At 68.6% G+C, this 25,496-nt stretch carries 25 protein-coding genes and 1 pseudogene; 17 read left to right on the top strand and 9 right to left on the bottom strand.

From position 1 onward, the window contains the following. Window positions 1–7: 7 nt before the first annotated feature. The 3 genes from AB0D93_RS34385 to AB0D93_RS34375 all read right to left on the bottom strand — a co-directional run bounded on the left by AB0D93_RS34385 (window position 8) and on the right by AB0D93_RS34375 (window position 2,670). Entirely contained in the window at window positions 8–1,306 is a 1,299-nt protein-coding gene (locus tag AB0D93_RS34385) for a helix-turn-helix transcriptional regulator (protein WP_362128198.1), read from the bottom strand. A 255-nt stretch (window positions 1,307–1,561) separates the two neighbouring features. Next, window positions 1,562–1,771, bottom strand: coding sequence for a DUF397 domain-containing protein (locus tag AB0D93_RS34380; protein WP_362128195.1), 210 nt, complete (start codon window positions 1,769–1,771; stop codon window positions 1,562–1,564). A gap of 29 nt (window positions 1,772–1,800) precedes the next feature. Then, window positions 1,801–2,670, bottom strand: a complete 870-nt coding sequence (locus AB0D93_RS34375; protein WP_362128192.1) for a helix-turn-helix transcriptional regulator — start codon at window positions 2,668–2,670, stop codon at window positions 1,801–1,803. A 328-nt stretch (window positions 2,671–2,998) separates the two neighbouring features. On the opposite strand from AB0D93_RS34375, the gene AB0D93_RS34370 reads away from it, so the two are divergent. From AB0D93_RS34370 to AB0D93_RS34330, 9 genes are all read left to right on the top strand, one after another. After that, on the top strand, window positions 2,999–3,913 hold the full coding sequence (locus AB0D93_RS34370; protein ID WP_362128190.1) for an ATP-binding protein: 915 nt from the start codon (window positions 2,999–3,001) through the stop codon (window positions 3,911–3,913). Then, window positions 3,910–4,443 carry a hypothetical protein gene (locus AB0D93_RS34365; protein ID WP_362128187.1) on the top strand — a complete coding sequence of 178 codons (534 nt, stop codon included), beginning with the start codon at window positions 3,910–3,912 and terminating at the stop codon, window positions 4,441–4,443. Before AB0D93_RS34370 ends, AB0D93_RS34365 begins: the two co-directional genes overlap by 4 nt. A gap of 424 nt (window positions 4,444–4,867) precedes the next feature. Continuing rightward, window positions 4,868–5,203 carry a hypothetical protein gene (locus tag AB0D93_RS34360; protein WP_362128184.1) on the top strand — a complete coding sequence of 112 codons (336 nt, stop codon included), beginning with the start codon at window positions 4,868–4,870 and terminating at the stop codon, window positions 5,201–5,203. 191 nt (window positions 5,204–5,394) lie between these two features. Then, entirely contained in the window at window positions 5,395–6,513 is a 1,119-nt protein-coding gene (locus tag AB0D93_RS34355) for a glycosyltransferase family 4 protein (RefSeq protein WP_362128182.1), read from the top strand. A 26-nt stretch (window positions 6,514–6,539) separates the two neighbouring features. Further along, entirely contained in the window at window positions 6,540–7,208 is a 669-nt protein-coding gene (locus tag AB0D93_RS34350; protein WP_362128178.1) for a hypothetical protein, read from the top strand. Next, window positions 7,205–7,999 carry a class II aldolase/adducin family protein gene (locus AB0D93_RS34345; RefSeq protein WP_362128175.1) on the top strand — a complete coding sequence of 265 codons (795 nt, stop codon included), beginning with the start codon at window positions 7,205–7,207 and terminating at the stop codon, window positions 7,997–7,999. The genes AB0D93_RS34350 and AB0D93_RS34345 overlap by 4 nt, the downstream gene beginning before the upstream one ends. Window positions 8,000–8,088: 89 nt before the next feature. Next, window positions 8,089–9,408, top strand: a complete 1,320-nt coding sequence (murA, locus tag AB0D93_RS34340; protein WP_362128172.1) for a UDP-N-acetylglucosamine 1-carboxyvinyltransferase — start codon at window positions 8,089–8,091, stop codon at window positions 9,406–9,408. Between the two features lie 60 nt (window positions 9,409–9,468). Then, complete coding sequence (locus tag AB0D93_RS34335; protein ID WP_362128169.1) at window positions 9,469–10,620, top strand: radical SAM protein; 1,152 nt, start codon at window positions 9,469–9,471, stop codon at window positions 10,618–10,620. Next, window positions 10,502–10,912, top strand: coding sequence for a helix-turn-helix transcriptional regulator (locus AB0D93_RS34330; protein WP_362128167.1), 411 nt, complete (start codon window positions 10,502–10,504; stop codon window positions 10,910–10,912). The genes AB0D93_RS34335 and AB0D93_RS34330 overlap by 119 nt, the downstream gene beginning before the upstream one ends. 32 nt (window positions 10,913–10,944) lie before the next feature. Here the strand turns inward: AB0D93_RS34330 and AB0D93_RS34325 are convergent, their stop codons facing one another. The 5 genes from AB0D93_RS34325 to AB0D93_RS34305 form a co-directional block, all read right to left on the bottom strand. Beyond that, window positions 10,945–11,286: a hypothetical protein gene (locus AB0D93_RS34325; protein WP_362128164.1), complete on the bottom strand. Its 342-nt coding sequence runs from the start codon at window positions 11,284–11,286 to the stop codon at window positions 10,945–10,947. Next, window positions 11,283–11,897: a hypothetical protein gene (locus tag AB0D93_RS34320; protein WP_362128161.1), complete on the bottom strand. Its 615-nt coding sequence runs from the start codon at window positions 11,895–11,897 to the stop codon at window positions 11,283–11,285. Before AB0D93_RS34320 ends, AB0D93_RS34325 begins: the two co-directional genes overlap by 4 nt. An 87-nt stretch (window positions 11,898–11,984) precedes the next feature. Next, window positions 11,985–12,683: a hypothetical protein gene (locus AB0D93_RS34315; protein ID WP_362128158.1), complete on the bottom strand. Its 699-nt coding sequence runs from the start codon at window positions 12,681–12,683 to the stop codon at window positions 11,985–11,987. A 168-nt stretch (window positions 12,684–12,851) separates the two neighbouring features. Beyond that, window positions 12,852–13,553, bottom strand: coding sequence for a hypothetical protein (locus tag AB0D93_RS34310; RefSeq protein ID WP_362128155.1), 702 nt, complete (start codon window positions 13,551–13,553; stop codon window positions 12,852–12,854). Between the two features lie 45 nt (window positions 13,554–13,598). Next, complete coding sequence (locus tag AB0D93_RS34305; RefSeq protein WP_362128152.1) at window positions 13,599–14,663, bottom strand: peptidoglycan DD-metalloendopeptidase family protein; 1,065 nt, start codon at window positions 14,661–14,663, stop codon at window positions 13,599–13,601. 791 nt (window positions 14,664–15,454) lie between these two features. On the opposite strand from AB0D93_RS34305, the gene AB0D93_RS34300 reads away from it, so the two are divergent. From AB0D93_RS34300 to AB0D93_RS34265, 8 genes are read left to right on the top strand one after another with little or no spacing between them, the layout of a single operon-like run. After that, window positions 15,455–15,958 (top strand): hypothetical protein, encoded by a 504-nt coding sequence (locus AB0D93_RS34300; protein WP_362128149.1) that lies wholly within the window; start codon window positions 15,455–15,457, stop codon window positions 15,956–15,958. Further along, a complete protein-coding gene (locus tag AB0D93_RS34295) occupies window positions 15,955–16,281 on the top strand; it encodes a hypothetical protein (protein WP_362128146.1) in 327 nt (108 codons plus the stop codon). Before AB0D93_RS34300 ends, AB0D93_RS34295 begins: the two co-directional genes overlap by 4 nt. Beyond that, window positions 16,281–17,039: a hypothetical protein gene (locus tag AB0D93_RS34290; protein ID WP_362128143.1), complete on the top strand. Its 759-nt coding sequence runs from the start codon at window positions 16,281–16,283 to the stop codon at window positions 17,037–17,039. Before AB0D93_RS34295 ends, AB0D93_RS34290 begins: the two co-directional genes overlap by 1 nt. Beyond that, window positions 17,032–18,873: a hypothetical protein gene (locus AB0D93_RS34285; protein WP_362128140.1), complete on the top strand. Its 1,842-nt coding sequence runs from the start codon at window positions 17,032–17,034 to the stop codon at window positions 18,871–18,873. Before AB0D93_RS34290 ends, AB0D93_RS34285 begins: the two co-directional genes overlap by 8 nt. A gap of 6 nt (window positions 18,874–18,879) precedes the next feature. Then, window positions 18,880–20,412 (top strand): SCO6880 family protein, encoded by a 1,533-nt coding sequence (locus AB0D93_RS34280; RefSeq protein ID WP_362128137.1) that lies wholly within the window; start codon window positions 18,880–18,882, stop codon window positions 20,410–20,412. Then, a complete protein-coding gene (locus tag AB0D93_RS34275; RefSeq protein WP_362128134.1) occupies window positions 20,412–21,959 on the top strand; it encodes a type VI secretion protein in 1,548 nt (515 codons plus the stop codon). Before AB0D93_RS34280 ends, AB0D93_RS34275 begins: the two co-directional genes overlap by 1 nt. After that, entirely contained in the window at window positions 21,960–23,669 is a 1,710-nt protein-coding gene (locus AB0D93_RS34270; protein ID WP_362128131.1) for a type IV secretory system conjugative DNA transfer family protein, read from the top strand. Further along, the gene (locus AB0D93_RS34265; protein WP_362128128.1) at window positions 23,662–24,210 is read left to right on the top strand and encodes a hypothetical protein; all 549 of its coding nucleotides are present in this window, start codon (window positions 23,662–23,664) and stop codon (window positions 24,208–24,210) included. The genes AB0D93_RS34270 and AB0D93_RS34265 overlap by 8 nt, the downstream gene beginning before the upstream one ends. Before the next feature lie 67 nt (window positions 24,211–24,277). Here AB0D93_RS34265 and AB0D93_RS34260 read toward each other — a convergent pair. Next, window positions 24,278–25,496 (bottom strand): annotated as a pseudogene (locus tag AB0D93_RS34260) (hypothetical protein); the annotation flags it as partial.

The raw sequence follows: 25,496 nt of genomic DNA, 5'->3' as shown, positions 1-25,496 counted from the left end.
TCGCAGGTCATTGAGCGAGGGCGAGGGTGAGTTCTCGGACGCCGGACGTCAGGGGGTGTCGCGAGGACAGTTCGCTGACGACCGCGCGGATGGCCGGTCGGTCGCGCACCTCGCCGGGGCTGACTCGCATCGCAGCGAGGAGTTCGCGGGCTGTCTGCTCGGGCTTGCCCCACTGCCACCAGGCTCGTGCAAGGTCTGTGTGCATGCGGCTTTTACGCTCGGCCGTGGGGAACAGGTCGGCGCGTAGGTCGCGGCCGGCTTCCAACGCCGCACCGGCGTCCCCCAGGGCCCAGTGCACGCCGACTGCGTACAGGTCGACAGCAGCGGGTGAGATGCGGAACAGGCGTGCGTCGGGCGGGAAGGGCGGCAGGCGGCGGGCCGCGCGCCGCGCCTCCTCGATCATCGCAAGCGCCTGTCCACGATCGCCGGCACGCGCCGCCGTGTAGGACGTGGTGCACAGCATCTGTGCGTACGCCGCGGCCTGGGCGTCGGTGTGCAGTCCGGTGGCCTCCACGTCGGCGGCCGCGTTCAGGATGAGGCGCTGCGCGGCAGGGGCCTGCTCCTGGTGGCGGAGGACGATGGCGAGTTCACGCGCGGCTGCTGCGGTGGCAAGCGGTGAGCCCGACAGGGAGGCGTACGTCGTGGCACGGTCAGCGGTGATCCGCGCGCGGTCGTACCGGCCGATCTTCACCAGGACTTGCGTGGCCAGGGTGTAGCAGGCGGAAAGACGGGCGTGATCGAGGTCCGAACGGGAGCGGGCGGCGTGATGCGCATCCCCAAGGAGGCCGGGTAGAGCACGCAGCAGGGCCGTGTGCTGCCCGGCGTCGAACATACGGCGTGCACGCGCGAGCCAGGCATCAGGCTGTGCAGCGTTCCGGGAAGGGCCAGGAGTGCCAGCGAGTGCGTCATCAATACCCAGGAGCAGAGAGGCGGGCACGGCCGTCCCCGCGGCGGCGAGCAGAGTTCGGCGGCGCATCGGGTCCTCCTCGGCGTCACGCGAAGCGTCCGGCGCCACTCTAGTGGGGGCGGCCATCACCGAGGTGGTGAAACCACAGGCTGCCGCAAGGATGGATGAGGGAACGCCGACCGCGGCAGCTGCGGCCCGTAGGAGCGTCACGTCCGTAACCCGCTTGCTCGCCTCCAATCGTGAGACGGTCGAGGCCGAGCATCCGATCCGGTCGCCCAAGTCTCCTTGCCGCCACCGCCGGTGACGTCGGCCGAGACGAATTAGCCCGCCCGGCTCACGGCGCGCGACCAGCTCACGCGCCTCGGGAGAGGTCCAGATACCTAACTCGGTGGCGAGCATCAACGCCCTCCCGCGCGGTCAGAGAACCGGGGGTCCTCAACCGTACGGAGACCTGCCCGCTTGCGTCGAGTACGCGTGCAGAATCTGCATACGAGAGGGCAGAACGGCGCGAGCCTCGAACAACTGAGTTGTGCTGGCTCTACACTGTGCTACGTGCTGTCCCCCGTTGAACGGGGTGATGGGTAGAAAGACGATGGCGGCCCCCCTCACCGTGTCTGAGGGGGGCCGCCATGTTTTCGAGTAACGCCGGTGACGCTACTGGTCGACTACACCGAAGTCGACGTCGCCGGAGCGCACCAGGCTGATGAACGAGGACCAGGCGGTGGCCGGCACGACGAGCGCGGGGCCAGTCTTCTTCTTCGAGTCGCGGATACCGACCTCGGTGGTCCGATCAGCGATCTCGATGCAGTTGCCGCCTGTGTCGTTGCTGTACGAGGACTTGAACCAGGCGGACTCAGGGGCCACATCAGGGGCCGTGATCTTGGTATTGATGGCTACTTCCACTCCCGTGCTAGTTGTTCCAGGAACCCGGCCGTTCGAGCCGGGGGCAGGGCGCTGTCGCGCATAGCGTCGAAGCGGCGAACATTGCGTTGAACCTCCTGCCGCTCGTCGGTGACGCTGATCGTGTTGGGCATGTCGACCTGCACGACAGGGTCAAGGGTTTCGGAGAAGTCGAGCACCGTGAAGTTGCTTTCCGAGCGGTACGTCACGACGTCGTGCGGCAGGATCTGGATGGTCACGTTGTCCAGTTCGCTCAGCTCCACAATCTCCTGGTACTGGGCACGCATTACCTCGGGGCCGCCGACCATCCGCCGGACAGCCGCCTCGTCCATGATCACGCGCAGCTCCAGTGGGTCTTCCGAACGAGTGATCAGCTCTTTCCGCTCCAGGCGCAGCCTGACGTTCTGCTCGATGTACTCGGTCGTCGTCTCCTCCACCGGCTTGGCGATCTGGTACAGCGCCCGCGCGTAGCCCGCCGTCTGGAGCGGGCCGTACACGAAAGCGGGCTGCCAGGCGCGCATTGCCGCGGCGTCCTCTTCCAGCCCGCGGAAGGTCGGCATCTTTGACGGCATGTACGCCTTGTAGGGCGTCCACGGCTCCTTGCTCAGAGATTCACGGTGAAGCTGGAGCAGGGTCTCAAGGTCTTCCTTCGGAAGATCCGGGTCGAGGTGATCAATCAGCTTCTCCAAGTCGCCCACGCGCGGCAGGTCGTTCTCGCCGATCTCCACCCGGGCGAGCTTCGTGTGGGAGAAGCCCAGAGCCTTGGCTACCTCCTGAAGCGTCTCGCCCTTCTTCTCTCGGAGCTTCCGCAGCTCCTTGCCCAGCTCCCTGCGTCGGAAGGTCGCCCCGCGCTTTGCTGCCACTGCGTAACCCTTTCCCCAGCCCTGTCGGTGCTCAGCGTGCCCTGTGTCCGGTGTCGTTGCGGGTCGTGTCCCTGAGTGTGCCACCCCCTGTATCCCGTTGAACAACCCCCTGCCTGTGTTTGGGCATTTGCCAATTTGAGTGCTCGCGCCATTGCCCTTGCACAGTAAATCGCACATGCAGCACGGTAGTTGAGCGCGCTGATCGGAGTCACCACTTCCGGGCAATGGCCAGGCGCGACCGTGCTCGTGGGCCGTGCCGCACAGGTGGCTGTCCCTTCCAGCGAGGCCGTGTGGGCGCGGCTCCCCCCAACAGATCCGGAGGACTGGCATGACATCGACTGCGGTGCACACGCGGACGACCGTCAGTCACCGTGCCTTGGCCGCCGGCACCGAGGTCTCCATCAAACGTGACCCGGCCTCTACCCCCGACCGACTCACCGAGGCGGATGCCGCATGGCCGGCCCGGCTCCGCCGCATCGTTCGCGCCGCGCTCAAGTATTGGCGCCGAGCCGATCTCGCCGAGACGGTGGAACTGCTGACCACGGAGCTGCTCACCAACGCTCTCCGACACGGCACAGGTCCCGATGTGGGCTACCGCCTCTCTCTGCGCGACGACCAGCTTCTGATCGAGGTCCGGGACGGCTCCCCCGCAGTGCCCGAACTCCGCCATGCCACTCCGTACGACGAGAACGGCCGCGGCCTGTTCATCGTCGACGCCATGGCCGATGCCTGGGGCGTCAGCCCCGACGGCACCACGACCTGGTGCTCTCTCTCCCTCCGAAAAGGACCCGACGACCCCATGCAACCCACCGCTGCAACCGCACCGGTCTTACGCGAATACCGCAGAATCGGCCTCCCCGCCGAGCCGATCGCCATCCGCCGGGTACGAACAGCTGCCCCCACAGCTCTGCTCTTCCTCGGCTGGCACGGGGACCAGCACGCCGCGGTGGAAGTGCTCACTTGCCTCGTGGACAACGCTCTCGCCTACGGCGTCGAAGGGGACACTTCCGGAGAGCCGATTACCGTCCGGCTGGCAGTGACCGAGAGATCCGAACTCATCATCGACGTCGAGGACCCCAACCCGAAGTTCCCCCACTTCGCCGATGCGCAGGACGCCGAGGCAGGGACGGGTCTGTGGATGGCGCAGAGCAGGCGCCGAGCTGAGGTCAGCTGGTTCCTCCGGCCGGACGGACAAGGCAAGACGGTGCGTGCCGTGATGACGCCGGGCGAGGTCGAGCCGTGACCGCCGCTCAGCCGTCTGCGGCCACCATGATGCGCGAGCTGATCGATCGCGGAGGCAGTGCCCAGCAGCCCGCGCAGGACATGAAGGATCTCGCGGATGTCATCCGGGCCTTGCTCGATGTCGAACAGGGCAGAGACACCCGCGTACGACTCGGGGGCAGGCTCTTTGACGTCGTTGTGAGCGGCGGCGGTGCTGAGGGCTTCGCTGTGGCCGACATGCTCGACCAGGTCCAGGGCGGATGCGGACCAGTGATCCACGACCCTGATGCCGGGTGGCTGTACTGGCTGGTCCCACCAGGCTCCTCGGCCGCGTGGCCACACCACAGCTTCGGCGTATGCATCGGTACCCCTCACACGATCACGCTGCCTCACCTGAACCACCGCATGCCGCCCGGCGCGTACTGGCTGAGGCCCTCGGCAAGTGACCGACTCGTTCCCACCAGGGCGCTGCGCGAGCATCTCGACCGGTTTCGGCCTCAGCCCGCCCCGCATGCGGCGCTGGCCTCACGGCTCGGCGCTACTGCCCCGTAGACACCCGTGTTCCAGGCGGTTCGTTCCCCCACGGCGCCAGGAACACGGGCTCACCGCCCCCTGCTGCCGGCGCCTTCCCCCTGGGCCCGGCAGCAGGGCGCGCACCACCGCAGTTACTCCAATCCGCCTGATGCTCGGGGGAGACGTGACGACCAGCCCCATAGCCCCATACGTGATCCCCTACACCGGTGAGGTCATGCCACCCACAACCATCGTGGTCGGGCCATACGGGGTCTCGTACGAGGACGCTGAGCAGGATGCCGCGCAACGGGATATCGATGGGGTCCTGTGGGAGCCGCGAATCGGATCGTGTAGCGGACTTCCTGCGTACGCCGCGGACTTGCACCCGGAGCGCCAGCGGGACGCCATGGAGAACCACTGGTGTTCCGTTTGCCGGGGGCCAGCCGACCGCACATCGGAAGGGATGCTGTGGCTGCTGCCGTTGCCTGACGACGACATGCCTGGCAACGGTTGGGAGGGGCTACGCACCGCCGTGCCGCCCGTGTGCACCGTTGACGCCGATCGGGCCCCCAAGCTCTGCCCTCGGCTGCGCGACGGTCATGTCCTGCTGCGGGTGAAGGAAGCAGAGCTGATCGGCGTCCGAGGCACGCTTCACCCCCGCCCCGGCGAACCCGGCCTCCCGACCGAAGACGCCCTGGTGCTGTTCGACAGCCCCGACCTGCCGTTCGTTGTGGCTCGCCAGGTTGTGCGCGAACTACGCCGCTGCACAGTGGTGCACTTCGCCGCAGCCGCTCTCTGACCTGCTCGGCGCTCCGGAGACCAGGGTGATCCTGGGCGCCGAGCAGCACCAAACCACACATGCAGAACCTGCATGTCACGTGCACGCCCTGACAGCTGATCACCGCGCGGGCCTGACTGCTGGTGCCCTTGTGGCCAGCACCAGGCGCTTCCGTCACCCCCTTTGGCCGCTTCCCTGAAGGAGGCACCCCCATGGTTCCGCACGTCGTCCTCACATGGGCCACCACCGCCCGCGGCGGAGCAGAGAACTCCGTCATCGAGCTGGCTGGCAACCTGGCCCGGCTGGTACCCAGCGTCGATGTGGTGTGGTGGCGCCAAGGCGGCCCGTCCGCCCGCACCTGCGCCCCCGCCCGCGTCTACGAGGTCACCAGCTGGCGCGAGTACATGGCGACACTGTCCAGCGTCTGCGCGCCAACCGACGGCCGCCCGGTGGTGGTGATCTCCAACCACCGGACCGCCGCCGCTGACGTTGTCATTGCACCCGACGCCCGGGTCATCCCGGTGGTCCGGCATGTTGTCAACGCCGACCAGGCGCTTCGGGTGATCGACCCCTATGACGGCGTCATGGTGGAGCACACGGTCGGCGACCTCTGGTGGGAGTTACTGGGGCCCCTGCCCGTCTGGGTGGGCATCTCGGATGCTTCCTCGGCTTCCCTGCGCGTGCACGCCCCGCAGGCACGGTTCGTCACCACGATCCACAACGGTGTCTCCATCCCGGCCACCGTCCCGCCCCACAACCGGCCCGTAACGGGCAGGCTCCTGGTGGCCACCGTCGCCCGCACCGTGCCGTGGAAGCGCGTGGACCAGCTCGTGCGGGCCGTCGCTGACCCCCGCCTGTCCACCTCGGTACGCCTCGACGTCTTCGGAGAACCCGGGTCCCACCAAGGCGAGCTGGCGCACCTGGTGCAAGAGCTCGCCGCACCCGTGCGGTTCATGGGATACACCGACCAGCTGCCCCAGCGGCTCGCCGAGTACGACCTGCTGGCGACCGCGAGCACCCAAGAGGGCTTCGGCCGTGCGGTCATCGACGCCGCCGGCGCTGCGGTGCCCTCCCTGGTCCCCGCGGCCGGAGCCAGCCCCGAACTCGTCATCGACGGGCTGACCGGCATCGTCTACAACCCCGATGACCCCGGCGACCTGGTGGAAGCGCTCACCGAAGCGCTGCTCGACCGGCCCATGCTCGCCGCGATGGGCAAAGCCGCCCGTGCCCTGGCGGAAGGCTGGTACACGCCGGGGCGCTGCGCCGCCCAGTACCTGAGCCTGGTCATCGGTCAGCGTCCCCTTGCCCGCCCGCTGGTGGCGGCGCAGTGAGCGGCACCGGCCCCCTCCTGGGAGATGTGCTGCGCTTATCCGACGACCCCTTCCTGAAGGACTTGGGCGTGGGCGTCCTGGACGAACAGCCCATCGCGTCTGTCGGCGACATCTCCGGCGCCGTGTACGACCTGGTGCGAGCCGCACTCGGCGACCGGCCGCGCATCCACCCCGACGCCTATGTGTCCCCGCTGGCAAACGTCGCCGAGGACGTGGTGATCGGCCCAGGGACGAGCGTGCACGAATTCTCGACGGTCCGCGGCCGCACGGTGCTCTCCTCCAACGTCCACGTCGGGTACGGATGCGAGATCTCCCGGAGCGTGGTCGGAGAGCACAGCATCCTGTCCCACCGGGCCACCGTGGGCTGCTGCGTCATCGGCCGGCACTGCTACTTCTCCGCAGACCTGCTCACCCCGTCCTGCCTGATCAGCAACACCGACATGCTGCGCCCGGACAAGCCGATCAGCTTCGCCCTGCCCGGCGGCGGACGGATGAGCACCGGCGAGGCGAAGTGGTCAGCCGTGATCGGCGACCACATCCGGGCCGGCTCACGAGTCTCGATCGGCCCCGGCGCCATCGTGGGCGCCCGCTCGCTGCTGGAGGCGAACGCCACCGTCGCCACCGCGTGGATTCCCCCCGACGCCCGCGTACAAGGCCCCGAACACGCGAACACCCCCTTGGGAGGCAACCGATGATGAAGTACGAGACCGAACGCAGGCACCTGGTCAGCGCCATCGAGGATCTGCGCGACTGGGAGCTGCTCAACCCGGCCGGCGGCGCCGTGTCCATGCGCCTGGACGACGGGAACATCCTGATGTCGGCCACGCGGCTCGCTTTCGACCGCTGGAAGCTGAGCCTGCGGGACTTCATCGTCCTCGACCCCGACGGGAAGATCGTGGAGCAGACCGGCGGGCTCGGGGCATCCGGCACCCCGGTCCACCTGGACCTGTACCGGATGCTGCCCCGCGCCGGTGCCCTCGTCCACACCCACGCCCCCTACACCCTGGCCTTCGCCTCGCTCGGCGTGCCAGTGCCCAGTGTCACCAACCGCGCCGACACCTTCGGCCAAATCCCCTGTCTGCACGCCGACGACAGCATGGTGAAGGCGAAATTCCTCGCCGACCCCGTGGCACTCGACCTGCCCCAGGGCATGGTCCAGCGGCCGGAGGTCGCGGCCGTCAACCTGTTGGAGTACCGGCCGCAGCTGGAGCACCTCATCGCGCCGCGCGCCGACGAGCTGGAACGCCACGGACTCGCCTTCACCCTCTACCGGCACGGCGCCTTCACCGTCGGCCGGCACCTGGAGGAGACCGTCGACCTGATGCTGCGCCTGGAGGAGACCGCGCGCATCGCACTGCACCAGGCACAGCTGACCGGTGGCGTGGTCTACCCGAACCCTGTGTACCGCCACGAGCGGCAGACCTACGGCGACGCAACCAACACCACACCAGTATCGTCGTATCTCACTGGACGGGATTCGATCTAGAGCAGATAGCGACAATCCCGGCCTAAACACTCAGAACACGGGACGGGATACATCGCTACATGAATAACGTCACTCTTCGGGAGCGACCCATGGAAGCCGACCGCCACGTCTACCGCATCACCGGCGGCGTACCACTGCGCGGCAAGGTGAAGGCGTCAGGCGCGAAGAACGCCGTCACCAAACAGCTCGTCGCCACCCTCCTGACCGACGAGCCGTGCGTGCTGCACGGGGTGCCCCGCATCCTGGAGGTCGACCTCGTCCTGGGCATGCTCGAAGAGCTGGGAACAGAGGTGACCTGGCTCAACGAGGACACCGTGCGCGTGCACACGTCGGAGGTGACCAGCTCGTCGCTGTCCTCCATGTACTCCGGCGTCAACCGCATCCCGATCCTGATGATGGGCCCCTTGCTGCACCGGCGCGGCGAGACCGTTGTCCCGCTGCCCGGTGGCTGCACCATCGGCAAGCGGCCCATCGACTTCCACCTCAACGGCCTGAGCCAGATGGGTGCCGACATCGTGGACGGCACCCGGTCGGTCAAGGTCAGCGCCACCCGGCTCGTGGGGGCGCACGTCCACCTCCCCTTCCCGTCGGTCGGGGCCACGGAGAACCTGTTGCTGGCGGCCGTCCTCGCCAAGGGCACCACCGTCATCTCCAACGCGGCCGTCGAACCCGAGATCGTGGACTTGGTCCTCATGCTCCAGAAGATGGGCGCGCTGATCACGATCGACACTGACCGCACGATCGTGGTCAATGGCGTTTCCGGGCTGAGGGGCATCGAGCACCGCACGGTCCCCGACCGCATCGAGATCGCCTCGTTCGCGGCGGCGGCCGTCGCCACCGACGGCCGTGTTGAGGTGGTCGGTGCCCGCCAGGACCACCTGATCACCTTCCTGAACGTCCTGCGCCACATCGGTGGCGAGTTCACCGAGACCGAGACCGGTCTGGAGTTCTTCCGAGCACGGCCGTTGACCGCCACCGACATCGAAACCGGCGTCCACCCGGGGTTCATGACGGACTGGCAACAGCCCATCACCGTCCTGCTCACGCAGGCCGAGGGCACCTCGGTCGTCCACGAGACCATCTACGAGGACCGATTCGGCTACGCCGAGCAGCTCAGCCGCTCCATGGGTGCCGAGATCGAGCTGACCACTCGGTGCCTGGGTGCCACCGCGTGCCGCTGGCACCGCCGGGACTTCGTGCACACCGCCAAGATCAGCGGTCCTGCCCCGCTCAAGGCCGCCGATCTGGTCATCCCCGACCTGCGGGCCGGCTTCGGCTACGTGCTCGCCGCTCTGGTCGCCGAGGGCACCAGCACCATCAGCGGCACGCGCTACCTCGAACGCGGCTACGAAGAACCCGTTGCCAAGCTCACCGCCATCGGCGCCCGCATCACCACGCAGCCCGTCTGACCCCGGTGCCGCCCGCCGCTTCCGGGCGGGCGGCACCGGCTCTGTCCATAGGAGCAGCCCGTGCGCACACTCACGTTGATCCCGCCCGCACAGCGGATCTGGGAGCCGGTGATCGACCAGCATGAGACCTGGCTCGGGGTCAACCCGATACAGGGGTGCAACAAGGCGTGCGGGTACTGCTACCTGGTCGACCGCGGCCAGACCCGCGTCAAACCGGTGGAGCTGGCAACCCCGAGCCGGACGGTCGACCTACTCAAGACGAGCCCGTACTACAACCCGCAGGCAGTCCTCGCCCTCTACACCTGCACCGATGCTCTCTCCACGCCCCGCACCCGGGCCCACCTCATCGGCCTTCTCGGCGAACTCGCCGCCCGCGAAGTCCGCAACCCGGTATGCCTGATCACGAAGTGCGCGGTCACCGAAGACGTCATCGACGCCATCCTCGATGCGCGGGCGGCTGGCACCCCTGTGATCGTCTACCTCAGCTACTCCGGCCTCGGCCCGGACATCGAACGCGGCATCGACCACCAGGCCCTTCGCGAGAACTTCCCTCGCCTGCACGAGCACGGCATCCCCGTCATCCACTACTGGCGCCCGTTGATGCCGGCGAACGCTGCCCCCAAGACGATCACTCACGTCCTGGACTGGGCCGCCCGCTACTCCGCCTGCTCCGTCGCCGTCGGCCTGAAGGTGAAGCAAGGCGCTCGCGATCAGATGGCCCAGCTGTGGCCAGAACTCGGAGCTGAGGAGCTGCCGCTCGAATCGGCAGATGCCGTATGGCCACGCGAGACCTGGGAGCTGCTGGCCTCGCTCCCGAGCCGCTACCCCGATCACCCCATCTTCCAGACCAACGCCTGCGCTCTGGCTCACGTCCTCCAGCGCCCCGACAGCCACCGCGTCCACGGCACGGCGGCCTGTGCTGCCAACCACTGCCCGAACAGCCAGAGGGACCGATGCGCCGCCGCCGTCCCCGCGCCCGTCACGGCCGACGACGTCCGCGGCCGCCTGGTGTGGCTCGGTGTACCCACGATCCGCGCCATCGACTGGGATGCCGAGCAGCGCACCGCCACTGTCCAGGGAGCCCTCGCCACCCGTGACCGCAACAACGTCTCCCAGCAACTGGGCATCACAATCCGCGCCGCACGAGACGGCAGTGACCGGTACTGGTCCGGACGGTTCGAGGGCGGACAGCCCCTCATCATCGACCCCTGACAGCCACTGTCGCCTGGCGGACGAAGATGTCGCGCGTGTCGAGGCCGCCCTGGCGAGCGCTCTTCGCGATCTGCGGATCAAGCACGGCTGGTCGGTGTACGACCTGGAGGCCCGCACAGGGGTCAGCCGCTCGACGCTGTCGCGGATCGAGCGACAGGTGACCAGCCCGACCGTGGCCGTGCTGGCCAAAGTGTGCCGGGCGTACGGCTGTTCCGTATCGCACCTGTTAGCCGAAGCTGAGGGCGATCCGGCTTGCACGGCTGTTCCTAACGCACAGAGCGCCCCCCTTTGACGGGGGGCGCTCTGTGGTCGGAAAGCAGAGGATCAGCAGGCGATGCCGGCGGCGGCGGCTTCCTGTCGGACGTAGTCCGCGGCTCCGTTGAGACTCACCCACTGGGGTGCGGACGCCGGGAAGGCGCCCCGGTGACTCGCGTGGACGGCATCGTGGTCACGGAGCATCACGGCCGACCGCTGGGCTTCCGCGGCCCCCTTCTCGTCGGCTGGGTACAAGGCCAGGTGGCGCTGGTCGACGGCCGCCCGGCGCAGAAGGTACTCGCGTTCCTGGTCAGGCGTAGTGGTGCCGGCCAGGTCACTCTGGCGCAGCGCGTCAGCCAGCCGACGGACCTCCGTGGTCTCGCGCATCAGATCCCACAGTTCATCGGTCATCGCGGCTGCCCCTTCCTCACGGCACGGAGGGTGATCCAGGTGGTAACGAGGGCGGCGGCAACGCCGATTGCGCGGTGGGCCGCCTGGTCGAGCTCAAAGGCCGCAGTCCCGGGACCGGAGTCCTCGGACCGCGCGTTCCCCTCCTCGTCGACCTTGCGCACGACGGTGCAGTGCTCGACGTAGCCGCCCTTCCCGGCCTTGGCGGCCAGCCACAGCAAGGGCTGGCGTTTATCGATGACCAGGTGGGTGAGGGCGTTGATCCCGGCACCCGTGAGGAGGGCACCGGCCGGGACTCGGTAACCCAGGGTCCGGGTGACTGCGACGGTTCCGGCGAGCTGGCCGACGGAGTATCCGGCAACGTGTCGAGCTGCGCTGATCCAGCCCAGCCGGGTGGCGGTCATGGTGCGCTGCCCGGTGCGGTCGTCGTTTTCGGCTTCCTTGCTCACGGGCGTTCCGTCGCGGTAGACCAAGTGGTCGCCGTGCGCGCCCTTGTTCACTGCGTCCCTGCTCGCCTGGGCCCACTGGTCGAACAGTGGATGCAGGCCGTCCCAGGTGGCGAGCAGGGCGCCGGCCAGAGCCAGGCCCTGCACAGAGGTTGAGCGGTCGGTCATGATGGTGGGGCTCCTCGTTTCGTGATGCGGATCTTGGAGTCCCCGGGGCGGCCGCCATGCTGCCGAGCCGTCGGCAGCCCCGGGGTTTCACGCGTCGAGCGGGTTCAGTTCGTGCTCCTTGCCCTGGCGAGAGGCGGTCACGGTGTTGGTCCCGGCCGGGCCCGACCAGCCGCACCGGCAGCGGGCCAGGACCTTGCCCGGCTCCTCGTTGTCGAAGACTCCGGTCTCGTGCTCGCGCTGCGGCTCCGGGGTCCGGGGTGGCTCCCCTCCGTTGGCGTAGAGGGTCGCGCGCTCGGTGTTCTGGGTGACCCAACGACGCCAGTCGGCGGTGTCGCCATCGATGATGCGCTGATGGCGCTCGGCGACGGTGCTGTGGTGCTGGCGCAGCTCGTCACCGAGTTCCCGAAAGGTCAGCCGCGCCTTGCCGCTGGGCCCTGTTTCCCGGGCGTAGAGCAGCAGTTCCTCCTTCAGGGCGGTCAGCCGCATCTCCAGCTGTCGCACGCCTCGCACGTACGCCTGGAGCAGCTCCCTGCCGATCTCCTCTCCGCTCTGGATGGCTTCGAGCGCGGCGATTGCGGTCTCCGCCTCGTCGGCGATCGTCCAGGAGGAATGGCCGCCCTTGAAGGTCAGGACGTGCGAGGTAGTGCCGTCGGGCCAGTAGACGGTGGGGCCGGCGACGCTGACCGGCTCCATCAGGACGGTGTCGGGAGTCATCGTCTCGGGGTCCAGCGAGACCTTCTTGATCTCCAGCTGGTCCCCCGGATAGCTGGCGCTGTACGTGGTCACGGGGCATCCCTCCGCCATCTTGTCGGGGTTTCCCGACAGACTTTGTCGGGAAACCCCGACAAGCGTCAAGCCCGTCATCTCTCGGCGATGCGCGCCCAGTTGGGATTTCGCCAAGACAGCGAGAGGACCCCCGGCCGTTCGGCTGGGGGTCCTCTCACGCGGTGTCTGCTACTGCTGCGGCTGCTGCTTGGCGTTCATACGGGCTTGGACGTAGCGGGCGACATCGCTGCTCTCGCCGAGGACTGCGGCCGTCACCTTGGCGAGATCCTGGCCGATTTGGACCACCTCCGCGGGGTCGGTGATCTGCTGCCAGGTGTGCACCGCCCGGCGCACGGACCCTTGGGTCTGTTCGTGGGAAGGACCATGCAGGCCGATCTGGAGGCCCGTGGTGTGCAGGTACCAGCGGGCGGCGGTCGCCGGGTCGCCTGCGAGATACGCGAGCCAGCCGCGGAGTTCGCGGATGTTGATCGTGTAGGTGTGCTGCTGCCCGAACTGCTCGGTGAGCTCCTGGTCCAACTTCTCCGCTTCGACTCCGGCAGCAGCGAGGCCCTCGCGGTTCTCGGGGCTGTTGAAGGCGGCGGTGACCGAGGCGATGCGCTCCTGGAAACCCTGCGGCAGGGCCGCCTCGGCGGTCGCTTCAGTCGTCTGCGCGGGAACGGAGTTCTGCGTGGTGGCCGCGGCCGCCGCCGGGTTGGGCTGCACAGGCTCTGCTTCCTTGGTCACGGGTGCGTGCGGAGGCTGTTCTGCGCTCGGGGCCGTCTGCCGCGCGACGGACGCCGTCACAGGCTGGGCATCGGGCCGGGCCGGGGCGGCGGTGGACCAGTAGTCGGGGGTCACAGTCCCCCAGGGGTGGAAGTGCGGTTCGTGCACAGGCTTGTTCCTTGCTGGTGAATGGCGCCGACTGGCTGCGGCGGATCAGATGTGTATGCCCTTCTTGCGCAGGTAGGGCAGCGGGCTGACATCACTGCCGTAGTCGGGCCCGGTACGGATCTCGAAGTGCAGGTGAGGGCCGAAAGCATTGCCGGTCTCGCCCGACAGGCCGATGACCTGACCGCCGCTGACTGTGTCGCCGGTGGACACTTCGACCTTGCTGAGGTGGGCGTACTGGCTGTACATGCCGTCGGCGTGCCGGATGACGATCTGGTTCCCGTACGCTCCGCCCCACCCGGCCGCCACGACTTTGCCGGGGCCCACGGCGTGGACGGGAGTTCCGAGGGCGGCGAGGAAGTCCTGGCCGGTGTGGTAGCCGCTCGCCCACTCCCCGCCCTCGGCGTGGTACGGGGTGCCGAGCGGCGCGTTCACCGGAAGGCTCCAGTCTCCAGACGTCTCCGGGGTGCCCGAGGTATCAGGAGCGGTGAGCTTGTCGACGTTGGACATGATGATCTTGACGTAGTCGTACGTCTGTCCGCCGGCAAAGGACGCGGGCGGCACTCCCTGGTACTTGTCGACCGCACCCCACCCGGCGTTGTAACCGGCCAGGGCCAGCTCGATCGGCGATCCGTTGTACCCAGGATGCTGCTTCGCCGTCTTGAGCAGCCCGCACATCATGTGCCCCTGCGCCGGGATGGCGTCCTCGGGGTCCCACACGTCCTTCTTGCCGTCGCCGTTGCCGTCGACGCCCTCAACCGCCCAGGTGCTCGGTATGAACTGGGCTATGCCGTCCGCGATGGGCTTATGCGTCACCGGGTCTTTGGACTGCGCGTCGGGGTTGAAGTTGCTCTCCTGCTGGAGCTGGGCGGCAAGAACACCGGCGGGAAGCCCCTGATCGCAGTCAGCGGCAGCCTTCTCAATGAGCGCGGCATACTGCGCGGGGACATACCCCTTACCGACCCGCAGCGCACCGGAGCTGAAGTTGGCGGCCGCGGCGCCGTTGTTGTCGTCGTCACTCATGGCGATGAGCATGATGATGCCGATGCCCAGGGCCAGCGGGCTGAGGACGAAAACGGCAGCCAGAATCGCGATCCCCCGTTTGGCATTCAAGCCGCTCCCCCTTGCCAATGTGTCTCGGCCACGAACGCGTCGCCTCATGGGGGCTCACCTGGCACGGCTGGGGTGCAGGTTGAGCACTGCGACCCCCTGGCGACTCAACGTCACATTGCCACATGGCATTTCCGGGCCCAAAGGAAGTAACGCGGATCACGGACGCGTCACCCACGCGAGGCGCAACAGACCGGCACAAACAGTCGTTAAAGGTAGGTAAGCACTCAACTCGTGTGGGACATAAAGGAATTGACACGGCGGCCACATCACGGGCACCACTGGAGTGACACATGCCCGGCTTAGACTTTCGGACACGCGTTCACATCGCGTGACCACTGGGACCATTACAGTTGCAATGCGGGGGAGCGTTGGCTAAGAAAGCACAACCGGCCGTGACGTTGCCCGGCCAAGTCCGTTTTGTCGTACCGGTGTTGGGTGCCACAGGTGGCAGCGGGAGGTCAACGACCGCCGGCCTGATGGCCTGCTCATTCGCCTCAATGGGAAGCAGCGTGGTGCTCGATACGGCCCCCCGCCTCGCCTCCCCGTGGCCAGCATGGCCGACGGAGCCCGGGGCCGGCCTGGCCTCTTTGCCTCCGGACGCGCCCTTCACCCGTACCCAGGCACAGGCTGCCGCCTCACAGATGCTCGGGCCCGTCGGCCCCTGGGGCGTACTCACCGATCACCGGGACTGGCACCACGGAGAGCTGCCCCTGCCATCGGCCCCGGCGGCTTGGTACCAGCTCGCGGCGGGGGGCGGGTGGCAGGCAGTAGTGGCGGATACGGCGCACCCGATGGCGCATGACATCGTCACCGCACGCGCGAGCGGCCATGCAGGGCAGACCGCGGCCTGGTGCTCGCTGCCGTTCGCGGTGCCGGTGCTGTCCACTCTGGCAACCGGCCCGGGAGTAGCCGCTCTCCAGACGGCTGTGAAGGCCGCGGCGGCCGAGGGCCTTCCCCTCGGGCGCACGGTTGTGGCCCTGACCGTGCCGGGAGAGGGCCGATTGCCTCCGCCGGTGAAGGCGGCCGCGACGATGCTTCAGTCCCAGGTGTCAGCCGTGGTGACCGTGCCCTTCGACGCCCATATCCGCACCCATGGGATGGGGCAGGCCGATCGCCTCGGTCGCCGTACGGTCGAGGCCGGCGCCACCTTGGCGACCGCGGTCCTCGCCGCGGCACATGCCGCCTGGGGTGATCCCCTGCCGCCCGCTCCCATCCCTGCGGCGCTGCCCGTCAGCCCCGCTGCCGAGACTCCAGTTCCACCAGCCCAACCCGCTCCTGAAGGGGTACTCACATGAGCCAGCTGCTCCAGGCCACGCACGACTTCCTCACGCTCGCAGGCGACTCGCCGGCTATTCCCGACTTCAAGCCGACACTTCCCTCAACGCTCCAGACGCCCACCGGGAAGATCCTGGGCTACACCGCAGGCGGCGGTCTGTCCCTGTGCGTGCTGGGCGGCCTGTCCGGTTGGGCCATGACGGCCATCGGACACAACAGCGAGCGCGCGACGCTCGCCGCGCGCGGCAAGAGCGCCATCGTCTGGTCGGTCGTGGCAGCTGTCGGCATCGCCGTGACCTCCGGCCTGGTCTGGTCCTTCTACAGCATGGCGTCGGGGAAGTGATGGCTGACTTCGAGAGCAAGGCCCGCCGGGCACGGCTGCGGCTCGTGGGCATCGGTGTCGCTGTCGTGGCCGCCCTGGCAGTCGGTGGCACGTTGGTCGTCACCAACCTGGGAGATGGCGGAACGCCCGCCAAGAGCCACGCAGACACCTCTCCGAGCGCAACCCCCAGCTCGTCACCTACCTCGGGGCTCCTGGCCTACACCCCGGCCACCGCTCGCCGTGTCCCGCTACTCAAGCCGACGACGCACACCAACGGCATCGGAACTGGGTTCGAGCACTCGTCTCTTGGGGCTACTTCGGCCGCAGTGTCCTACTGGCAGGACCTCGACCTTCTGGACGACGTGACCGCGCAGAAGCAATGGGCCGCCATCGCGGATACGTCTGCGACTGCCGACCAGGGCGTCAGCGAGGTACGGAAGCTGAGGGAGGCAGTGGGGTTGCCTCCCTCGGGAGGCAGCCCTGACAACGTCACCTTTTCTACCCACGTGAAGGCCGTCCTGGCCCGCTCGCTCGATTCGACCGGCGACGTCGTGGACGTATGGATGTCCTACGACCGCTACGCCTCGGTTCGCGACAAGGGCGCCGACGACAACCCACTGCGTGACGAGACCGACCATCTGATCCTGAAGTGGGAATCCGGCGACTGGAAGGTCACCACGGAAGCGAAATACACCTCGAAGGTAAAGGGACCAGTCGCTTATGACCCGGACAGCAAGTACGCCTTCGCGCAGGGCTGGCGGGAGGTCTCCGATGGCTAGAGGTCTTGCACGCCTTGGAACCCTGCTGGCGGCCCTGCTGATCCTGATGGTGTCGGGGACGTCGATAGCCCTCGCCGGCGCGAAGCCGCCGGAGCCATACCCGCCTGAGCTGAGTCACGGTGAACGGGTCGGCATCAGTAAGACGACCGGCGAATACTGCGACCAGGACGACCCGAACCCAAAGAAGCGCGCGGACTGCCGGGCACCCGAGGACTGCCAGGACTTCCCGGACGACGGCACCCACGTCTGCATCGGTGAAGGCTCTTCCGACCCGAAGGAAGAGCACACCTACGAGGTAAACGAACTGAACCGGTGGCTGGCCCAGGCCGATGTGAACCAGCCGCACTTCAAGGAGATCAAGGCGTTCCTCACCAAGTGCGTCGAGAAGGACGGAAAGTCCTTCTCGGAGTGCAAGGAGGAGGCGATCGGTAAGTGGCCTCCGCCCGCGAAGACCCCGGTCGACTGGGTGATGGGGAAGATCAGTGAGGCTGCGGCCAACGCACTGAAGGAGGCTGCCGAAGCCCTCGGCCAATCTGTGGTCTGGTTGTTGAAGCAGTTCGCGGACGCATTCAACAGCATCTCCACCATCAAGCTGGCCTCGACCGGGATCGGCCCGGTGCTCAGTGTCACCTGGGGACTCTCGCTCATCGTCGCGGCCTTCATGATGCTGATGCAGTTCGGAAAGGTCGCTGTTTCCCAGCGTGGCGGACCAGCGGCCACCGCCATCGTCGGCCTGGTTAAGTGGGCCGCGGTCCTCAGCGTCTACATCTTCGCCACTCAGGCGGCACTCGACTGGTCAGACACACTCTCCACGGCCTTGATCAACAACACTTTCGCGCAGGGCGGTAGCACCTCCGACGATGCCACCCACGCGATGCAGGTGCAGCTCGGCACGCTCTTCTCGGGCTTGGTGGGGACGGGCGCCGGTGGCACGGCGGCCGGCGCGCTCATCACGGGCAGCGGAATCGGCCCGACCGCCGTCGGATTCGTGATCGTGATCTCGATCTTGTGCCTTCTGGCGATCGGTGCGCTGTGGGTGGAGATGCTGGTCCGCCAGGCCGGCATCATGATCCTCGTCACGATGCTGCCCCTGGCCCTCGCCGGTCAGATGTCCGACGCCACCAAGGACTGGTGGCCGAAGGCCCGTAACGCGCTGATCGCCCTGATCCTGATGAAGCCAGTGATCGTCATCTGCTTCTCGATCGGCTTCTCGGCCATGGCCCACGGCGATGGCGTCCGCAATGTCATCGTCGGTCTGATCATCTTCATTGTCGCGGGTACCGCCTGGCCCGTCCTGGCGAAGTTCATCGTGATCACCAGCAACGGCGACGGCAACAGCGCGGCTTCCGGGATGATGAGCAGCGTCGGCAGCTCCGTGTCCAGTCTCTTCGGAGGTAACCAGCCCGCCTTGAGCGGCGCGGGTACGGCTGGCGGCGGCGCCAACTACACCAAGGCCCTGGAGGGCGAGAACTCGACTGCGGCCGACGGGGGTTCCTCAGGTGGAGGCTTCTGGTCCAAGGCCATGAAGGGCCGCGGCAGCGGCTCCTTCGCCTCCAAGGTGGGCGGCGCTGCCGGCGTCGGCCTTCAGCTGGCTGCGATGGGCAAGGACATCTCCGAAGGCGCCTTCCAGAACGCAGCCGCCAACGCCGGTCTTGGTCACGGTGCCCAGGGCGGCCGCCACGTCGTGGTCCCGCCCCGCCGGGGAGGCGAAGAAGCACCCGCGCCCACGGCGGCCAAGCCAGCGGACCCTTCCCCCCGGCAGGAGAGCGAGCCTCCGACGTCACCCTCTGGGCGTCCGCCCCAGCCTCCCACCCAGTCATCCGAAGGGAGCTGATGAGCTGTGTCTCAGACCGAACCCGCCCTCTACAGCGGATGGCAGGCCGAACGATCCGGCTTCATGGGCAACCTGAGCGGGCTTGGCTTCGTGCTGGTCGCGGCGGCCGCGATCATCGCCGCCAGCCCCTTCTACACCCACTCCTGGAGCTCGGCGTTCATCGCCCTGCCCCTGGCGTTTCTCCTGCTCGTGCTCGCATACGGCCGCGTACTCGGCCTGTCGGCAGATGAGTGGATCGTCCTCGCAGTAAGGCATCAGATCGCAGTGGCAACCTCAAAGAACCTGTTCTTCAGCGGGGTGTTCGCGCCCCGCGACAAGGACGGCAGCCAGCCCATGGACCTCCCCGGCCGGCTCGCCCGGCTGCACCTGCTGGAGGCCCCGGACGGGCTGGGCGGCAAGATCGGGATCATGCACAACCCGGCCCCGGCCGAGCAGACTTACACCGCCATCTGCCGCGTCACCTTCCCCGGGCTGGCTCTGATCGACACTGAGCGGCAGAACGCGCGCGTCAAGGGCTGGGCCGCGTTCCTTCGCGGCCACTGCAAGGAGGACGGGGCTATCACCCGGATCTCCGTCCATCAGCGCTCGCTCCCGGACGACGGGGCGGCCCTGCGTTCCTGGACGGAGCGGCACATCTCCCCCGATGCGCCGGTTGAGGCCGTCCAGGCCCTCGATGAGCTCATGGAGGGTGCCGGACCGACAGCCACGACGCGGGAGACGTACCTGTCCATCACGCTGTCCGCTTCCCGCGCCCGGCTCGCCATCAAGGGAGCCGGCGGCGGGCAGGTCGGCGCGGCCGCCGTCCTGGTTCGGGAGATCAACGCCATGACGGGCGCGCTGTCGAGTGCGGGCCTTCAGGTGATGGAGTGGCTCACCCCCCGCGGCGTCGCCCAGGTGATCCGTACCGCTTTCGACCCCGAGGCCCAGCTGGCGCTGTCTGCTCGCAACACCGCGGCGGACGATCCGAACTGGAAGGGCTCCGCGAAGGGACTCGACCCCGAACTGGCAGGGCCGGCGGCAACGGAGGCCGGATGGGGCCTGTACCGGCATGACGGCGCCTGGACGGTCAGCTACCAGGTCCGCGGGTTCCCGCAGTCGGAGGTGTACGCGACGTTCCTTCAGCCTCTGCTGCGCCCGCGTGCCAACGCCAGGCGGGCCCTGACCCTGGTGTACGAGCCGATCGGCCCGGCCAAGGCCCGCCAGGAACTGGCGAGGGAGAAGACCAAGACAGAGGCGAAGAGGAAGCTGCGGGCCAAGACCGGCAGGGCGGAAAGCGAGGACGAGCGCCGCGAGGCGATGACCGCGCGGGCTCAGGACGTCGCCCGCGCGAGCGGTCACGGCGTCGTGCGCCTCACGGCCCTGCTCGCCGTCACAGTGACCGACCTGGAGGAGCTGGAGACGGCCTGTGCCGAGGTCCAGGCGGACGCGTCGTCCGCGGGCCTGGAGATCCGCCGGGTCTGGGGCGCCCAGGACGATGCTTTCGCCATCGCCGCACTGCCGCTCGGACAGGGTCTGCCCAACCGGAGGGTGGGTATCTGATGGCACTGTTGGGCCGCAAGGACAGCGGCGACACGAAGCTGAAGGCGTCCCGGCTGACGGACTTCCTCGACGAGACGGATGGCGGGCAGGTTCCCCGGCAGCTGTCACCCAGCGAGAGGCGCCGGTCCCGCCTGCTGGAAAGCCCCGAAGCCGCGATGCGGATCGCGCCCCGCAAAGGCTGGCCGCAGCCGTTCGCCGGGCGCGTGGCCTCCCTGGCGAAAGCAGAGGTCTTCCGGGCCGACACTGACAGGGCCTCCGGCATCTATCCCTTCCTGCACGCCTCGTCACTACCGCCGGTCGGCGTCTACGTGGGCTGGAACACGCTGACGATGCAAGCTTTCTCAGCGCACCCCGCCGCATGGGTCCGCGAGGGGTTGTGCACCAACCCGAACGTCATGATCACCGGCATCCCCGGCAGCGGTAAGAGCGCGCACATCAAGGCACTCTGCTTCCGCATGATGGCCCTGGGCCACCGGACGCTGATCGCGGGCGACGTCAAAGGCGAGTACCAGTCGCTGTGCGAACACCTCGGAGTCGACCCGGTCCGGCTCGGCCCCGGCCTGCCCGGCCGGCTCAATCCCTTGGACGCCGGTCCGCTGGGCTACGGCCTGGAGAAGGTCAGGGACAACGCCGTATTCCAGGCCCGCCTCAAGGAGATTCACCGCAGGCGGCTGACGCTGCTGAAGGCGTTGCTCGAACTGCAACTCCGGCGGAACCTGCGCCCGCAGGAAGAGGAGTGCCTGGACGTCGCGGTCCGCGAGGTCACCGGTCAGCTGTACGGACAGACCGAGCTGAGCGTGCCCACGCTTCCCCTGGTCTACGAGAAGCTGCGCGACCCGAGCGACGCCATGGCGCGCGAGCTGCGCGTCCGGGACAACGACATCCAGCTGGCCCGCGAGCGCATGGAGTCGCTGCGCAGCGCACTGGGCGGGATGATCACGGGCCACCTGGGCGGCCTCTTCGACCAGCAGACCAGCATCGGGCTGGACTGGAACGCCCCCATCCAGTCGGTCGACATCTCAGCGCTGGAGCAGTACGGCGACGAGACCGTGGCGATGGTGCTGACCTGTGTCTCCTCCTGGGCCCAGAGCGCAATCGACCGGCCCGGCGAACGGCCCTGGATCGTGGTCCGCGATGAGCTGTGGCGGCAGATGCGATCCGGTGGCGCCGCCATGGTCAAGAAGATCGACGCTGACCTCCGCCTCTCCCGCGCCACCGGCACGATCCAGCTCCTGGCCACGCACCGCCTGTCGGACTTCGAAAGCGTCGGCGCCGCCGGTTCCGAGGCCGTGTCCATGGCCAAGGACCTGATCGCCTCGTGCGAGACGCGTATCCAGCTGGCGCAGGACACCCGGCCCCTCGCCATCACCCGCGAGGCGATCGGGCTCACCGACGCCGAGTGCGAGCTGATCGGAAGCTGGGGGGCCGGACAGCGCGGCCGCGCCTTGTGGAAGGTGGGCCGGGGCGGCGGATCGCACGCGGTCCAGCTGCTGCTGTCCCACACGGAGAAGGCGCTGTTCGAGACGGACGAGAGGATGGTGATCTGAGTGGCCGGCGACAAGAGCATGGACGATGGCACCCTCTTGGCCGCGATCGGCTTCGGTGCCGTCCTCAGCGCCAGTGCTGTCGTTCTGGCGGCCGCACCGCTGGCTGCGCTCGTCACCGGCCGGGGGTGGGCCAGTCCGACGAAGAGTCTGCCCGAAGCGATCGTGCTGACCGTCGTCCGCGGGCCCGACGCGGCGTACGACCCTGCCCCGCCCACGTGGGCGTTCTGGATCGTGGCCGTCCTCCTCCTCGGCCTGCTGATCGTCGCGGCGGCCCTCCTGCTGCGGACCTTCGGCGGCAGGAAGTCCCACTTGGGCGGCGCCCGGTGGGGCGGTAGGAAGACCGAGCTGGAGATGGCCGTCCCGGAGAAGCCGCAGGAGCGGCCCGACCGCATCACGGCCGGCCGCGGCCAGCACACCAAGAAGATCGTCGCCGTGATCGAGCGGAGCGGGTCGGCCATCGCCTTCGGCCCGCCGGGTTCCGCAAAGACGACCGGCCTCCTACTGGGCAACGCCGCCGAGTGGCAAGGGCCGTGCGTCCTCACCACCACCAAGGCCGCAGACCTGGAGGCCATCTACAACAGCCGCCGGTCCCTCGGCCCGGTCTGGGTCATCGCGCCCGCGGGCCTGCCCGGCGGGCGGACGACCGCCCACTGGTCGCCGGTGGACTACGCGTGCGACGCCGATTCCGCCGAGCGCATGGCGGAGTGGATGGCGGACGCGGCCCAAAAGCACTACGACCCGCGAGCCGAACCCTGGATCGCGCAGGCCCGCGCCATCCTCGCGGGCCTGCTCCTGGCCGCACACATCTCCAAGGGCGGCATCCGCGCCTTCCGAGAGTGGCTCGCGCTCGGCAAGGACGCCGTCGACCACGTCCGCTCGATCCTCGAACCGGACTACCCCGAGGTCGCCATGGACTACGCCCAACCGTGGCTGAAGCTCCACGATGACGGCGCCGGCAGCGTCCAGTTCACCCTGAACGTGGTCGCCGCCGTCTACCGCAACAAGGACGTCCGGGTCGTCGCGGAGCGCACGGACTTCAGCGCGGAGCAGCTCCTGGACGAGAACGGGACGGTCTGCCTCGTCGCCTCACCGTCGAACGCGGAGCGGTACGGGCCCCTGTTCACCTCGATCATCGCCTCGATCATCCACGCGGCAGAGGACCGGTTCGAGAAGAACGGCAAGCCGCTGGAGAAGGCCCTGGGCTGCTTCATCGACGAGGCCGGCAACGCCCTGCGGTACCCCAAGCTGCCGACGACCCTCACCACCGGCCGCGGCATCGGCATCGCAATGCTGACCATCTGGCACGACCTGGCCCAGCTGGCTTCCAGGGTGGGGCAGGACGGAGCCCGGACCGTGATCTCCGCATCCACGCTGCGGATGCTGCTGCCGGGTCTGGCGGACGACAACACCCTGCGCTACTTCAACTACATCTTCTCCAAGGAGCAGATCGAGCGTCCGACCCACTCCTCCGGCCCCTCGGGCAACTCGACGTCGACCGGCATCGTGGAGACCGATCTGCTGCCGGTGGACAAGCTCCGAGAGATCCCCACATTCACCTCGATCGTCCAATACTTCAACCTGCCGCCGATCCGGGCCAACATGCGGCTGACCTGGCGGGATGAGGACCTGCGGGCATGGCTGGCCCGTCCGCTGTCCCCAGTCTCCCTGGACAAGGCGGACGCTCCGGCGCTGGAGGCGCACCATGGCTGAGACCACCGCCGAGACACAGGCCCCCAACGCGCAGGAGGAGAAGCCGCCCCCGCCCCAGCGGTGGGTGTGGTCCGACATGGACCCCGGCGATCGGGAGAAGCGGCTGGGCGAGCTCACCCTCTGGGTGGACTGGCTGATCAAGACGTACGACCTCCGCAACCAGATCGCTCGGTGTTGGTACCAACACACCCGGATCGTCGAGCACCTGACGGCTCTGTACATCGGGTGGGTCCGCACCTACGCGGGTGATCCGACCAAGTTGGGCCTGCGAGCGGAAGCCGAGTGGATCAAGGACCTGTACGCGTTCCTGCCGCGTCTGAACAGCGCCAGCTGCCAGACCTCGCACATGGAGTCACCGAAGCCACAGCTGACCGACGGCGACGAGGCGTTCGGCGAGTGGCTCGACGAGCCGCCGGAGTTCCTCACCGCCCCCCGTGCCCACCCGGCGAAGGCTCAGGTGGCGCGACTGGCCAGGGAGGCCGAGGCCGCCGCCAAGGCGCGGGCCGCCCGCCAGGAGAGCGGAGAGAAGAAGGAGAGCTGACGGCTCACGTCGATGAAGTGGAGGCCCCGGGGATCGTTCCCCGGGGCCTCCGCCGTGTGCGGCTCCATCACCGCTTGGTCCCGTCCCGGCTCTGCTGCTCGTCAGGTCCAGGGTGCTGCGCGGACTGCTGCTGAGCCTGCTGCCGGGCGGCCTCCTGCTGGGCCTGGATACGCCGGGCCTCCTCCGCGATGCGCTGCTCGTACGGCTGCGCATCGCGGAGGTTCATCTCCTGCCGGACCGTGGCCGCGGCCGTGTCGAGCTGCTCGACCTCGCTCCGCGCGGTCACCGCCTCCTGGCCCGCGGCCTCGGCACGCCGTCGGCGGGCGGCCAGGGTGCGCTCCAGCACCGCCTCCTGCGACCCACCGCTGCGCTCCCACGAAGCCAGCACCTCATCGTGCTGAGCCTCCGGTCCAGCCCTCCGCTCAGCCTCGGCCTGCCGCTGCCGCAGGGCGGTGATCTGCCCAGCCGTCCGCTCCTGCTCCGCCCGAAGGTCGGCCAGACGGCTCTCCAGCTGGGCCCGGTCATCGCCCCGCACGGCGGGCCGTCCGAAGCGCGTCGTCTCGGCCAGACGCCCCTCGATCGCCCGAGCCTCCTCCCGCCGCCGGATGTCGGCAGCCTCCATGGCAGGCAGCTCCACGGCCACCGCCCGCAGCTCCCTGATGGCCTCGACCCGGGCCGCGCGCTCGGCAACGCTGCGCTCGACCGCACCGCCCGGCTCCAGGGCGGCCCGCAGCTCCTCCGCCCTCGCCTCCTGGGCGGCAGCGTGCTCCTGAGCGGCGTCGGCCGCTTCGACGTAGTAGGCGAGCGTCGCGGAGAGCTCGGCATCGGGCACGTCCGCGTACGGACGCCGGTCCGGCTCGCTGCGCTGCCTGCGCTCCTCCAGGTCCGCCTCCTGCTCCTGCCCGTCCGCAGCGTCCATGGCCGCCTCGGCCACGTCCACCGCGGTCTCCTCCACGGCCAGGTCCTCGTCCCGCTCCCGCTCGTCTTCACGGACCAGCTCAGGCTCCGGCTCCTCAACCACGACCTCGGCGACGTCGTCGAGCGCAGCGTCCATGGCCGCCTCGGCCACGACCTCCGCGGTCTCCTCCACGGCCAGGTCCTCGTCCCGCTCCCGCTCGTCTTCACGGACCAGCTCAGGCTCCGGCTCCTCAACCACGAGCTCGGCGACGTCGTCGAGCGCAGCGTCCACGGCCGCCTCGGCCACGACCTCCGCGGTCTCCTCCACGGCCAGGTCCTCGTCCCGCTCCCGCTCGTCTTCACGGACCAGCTCAGGCTCCGGCTCCTCA

This window comes from Streptomyces sp. NPDC048191 (genome assembly GCF_040652655.1).
In the GTDB taxonomy this organism is placed as follows: Bacteria; Actinomycetota; Actinomycetes; order Streptomycetales; family Streptomycetaceae; genus Streptomyces.
Note: the sequence above shows the minus strand (reverse complement) of the source record. Positions and strands in the feature narration are given on the sequence as shown.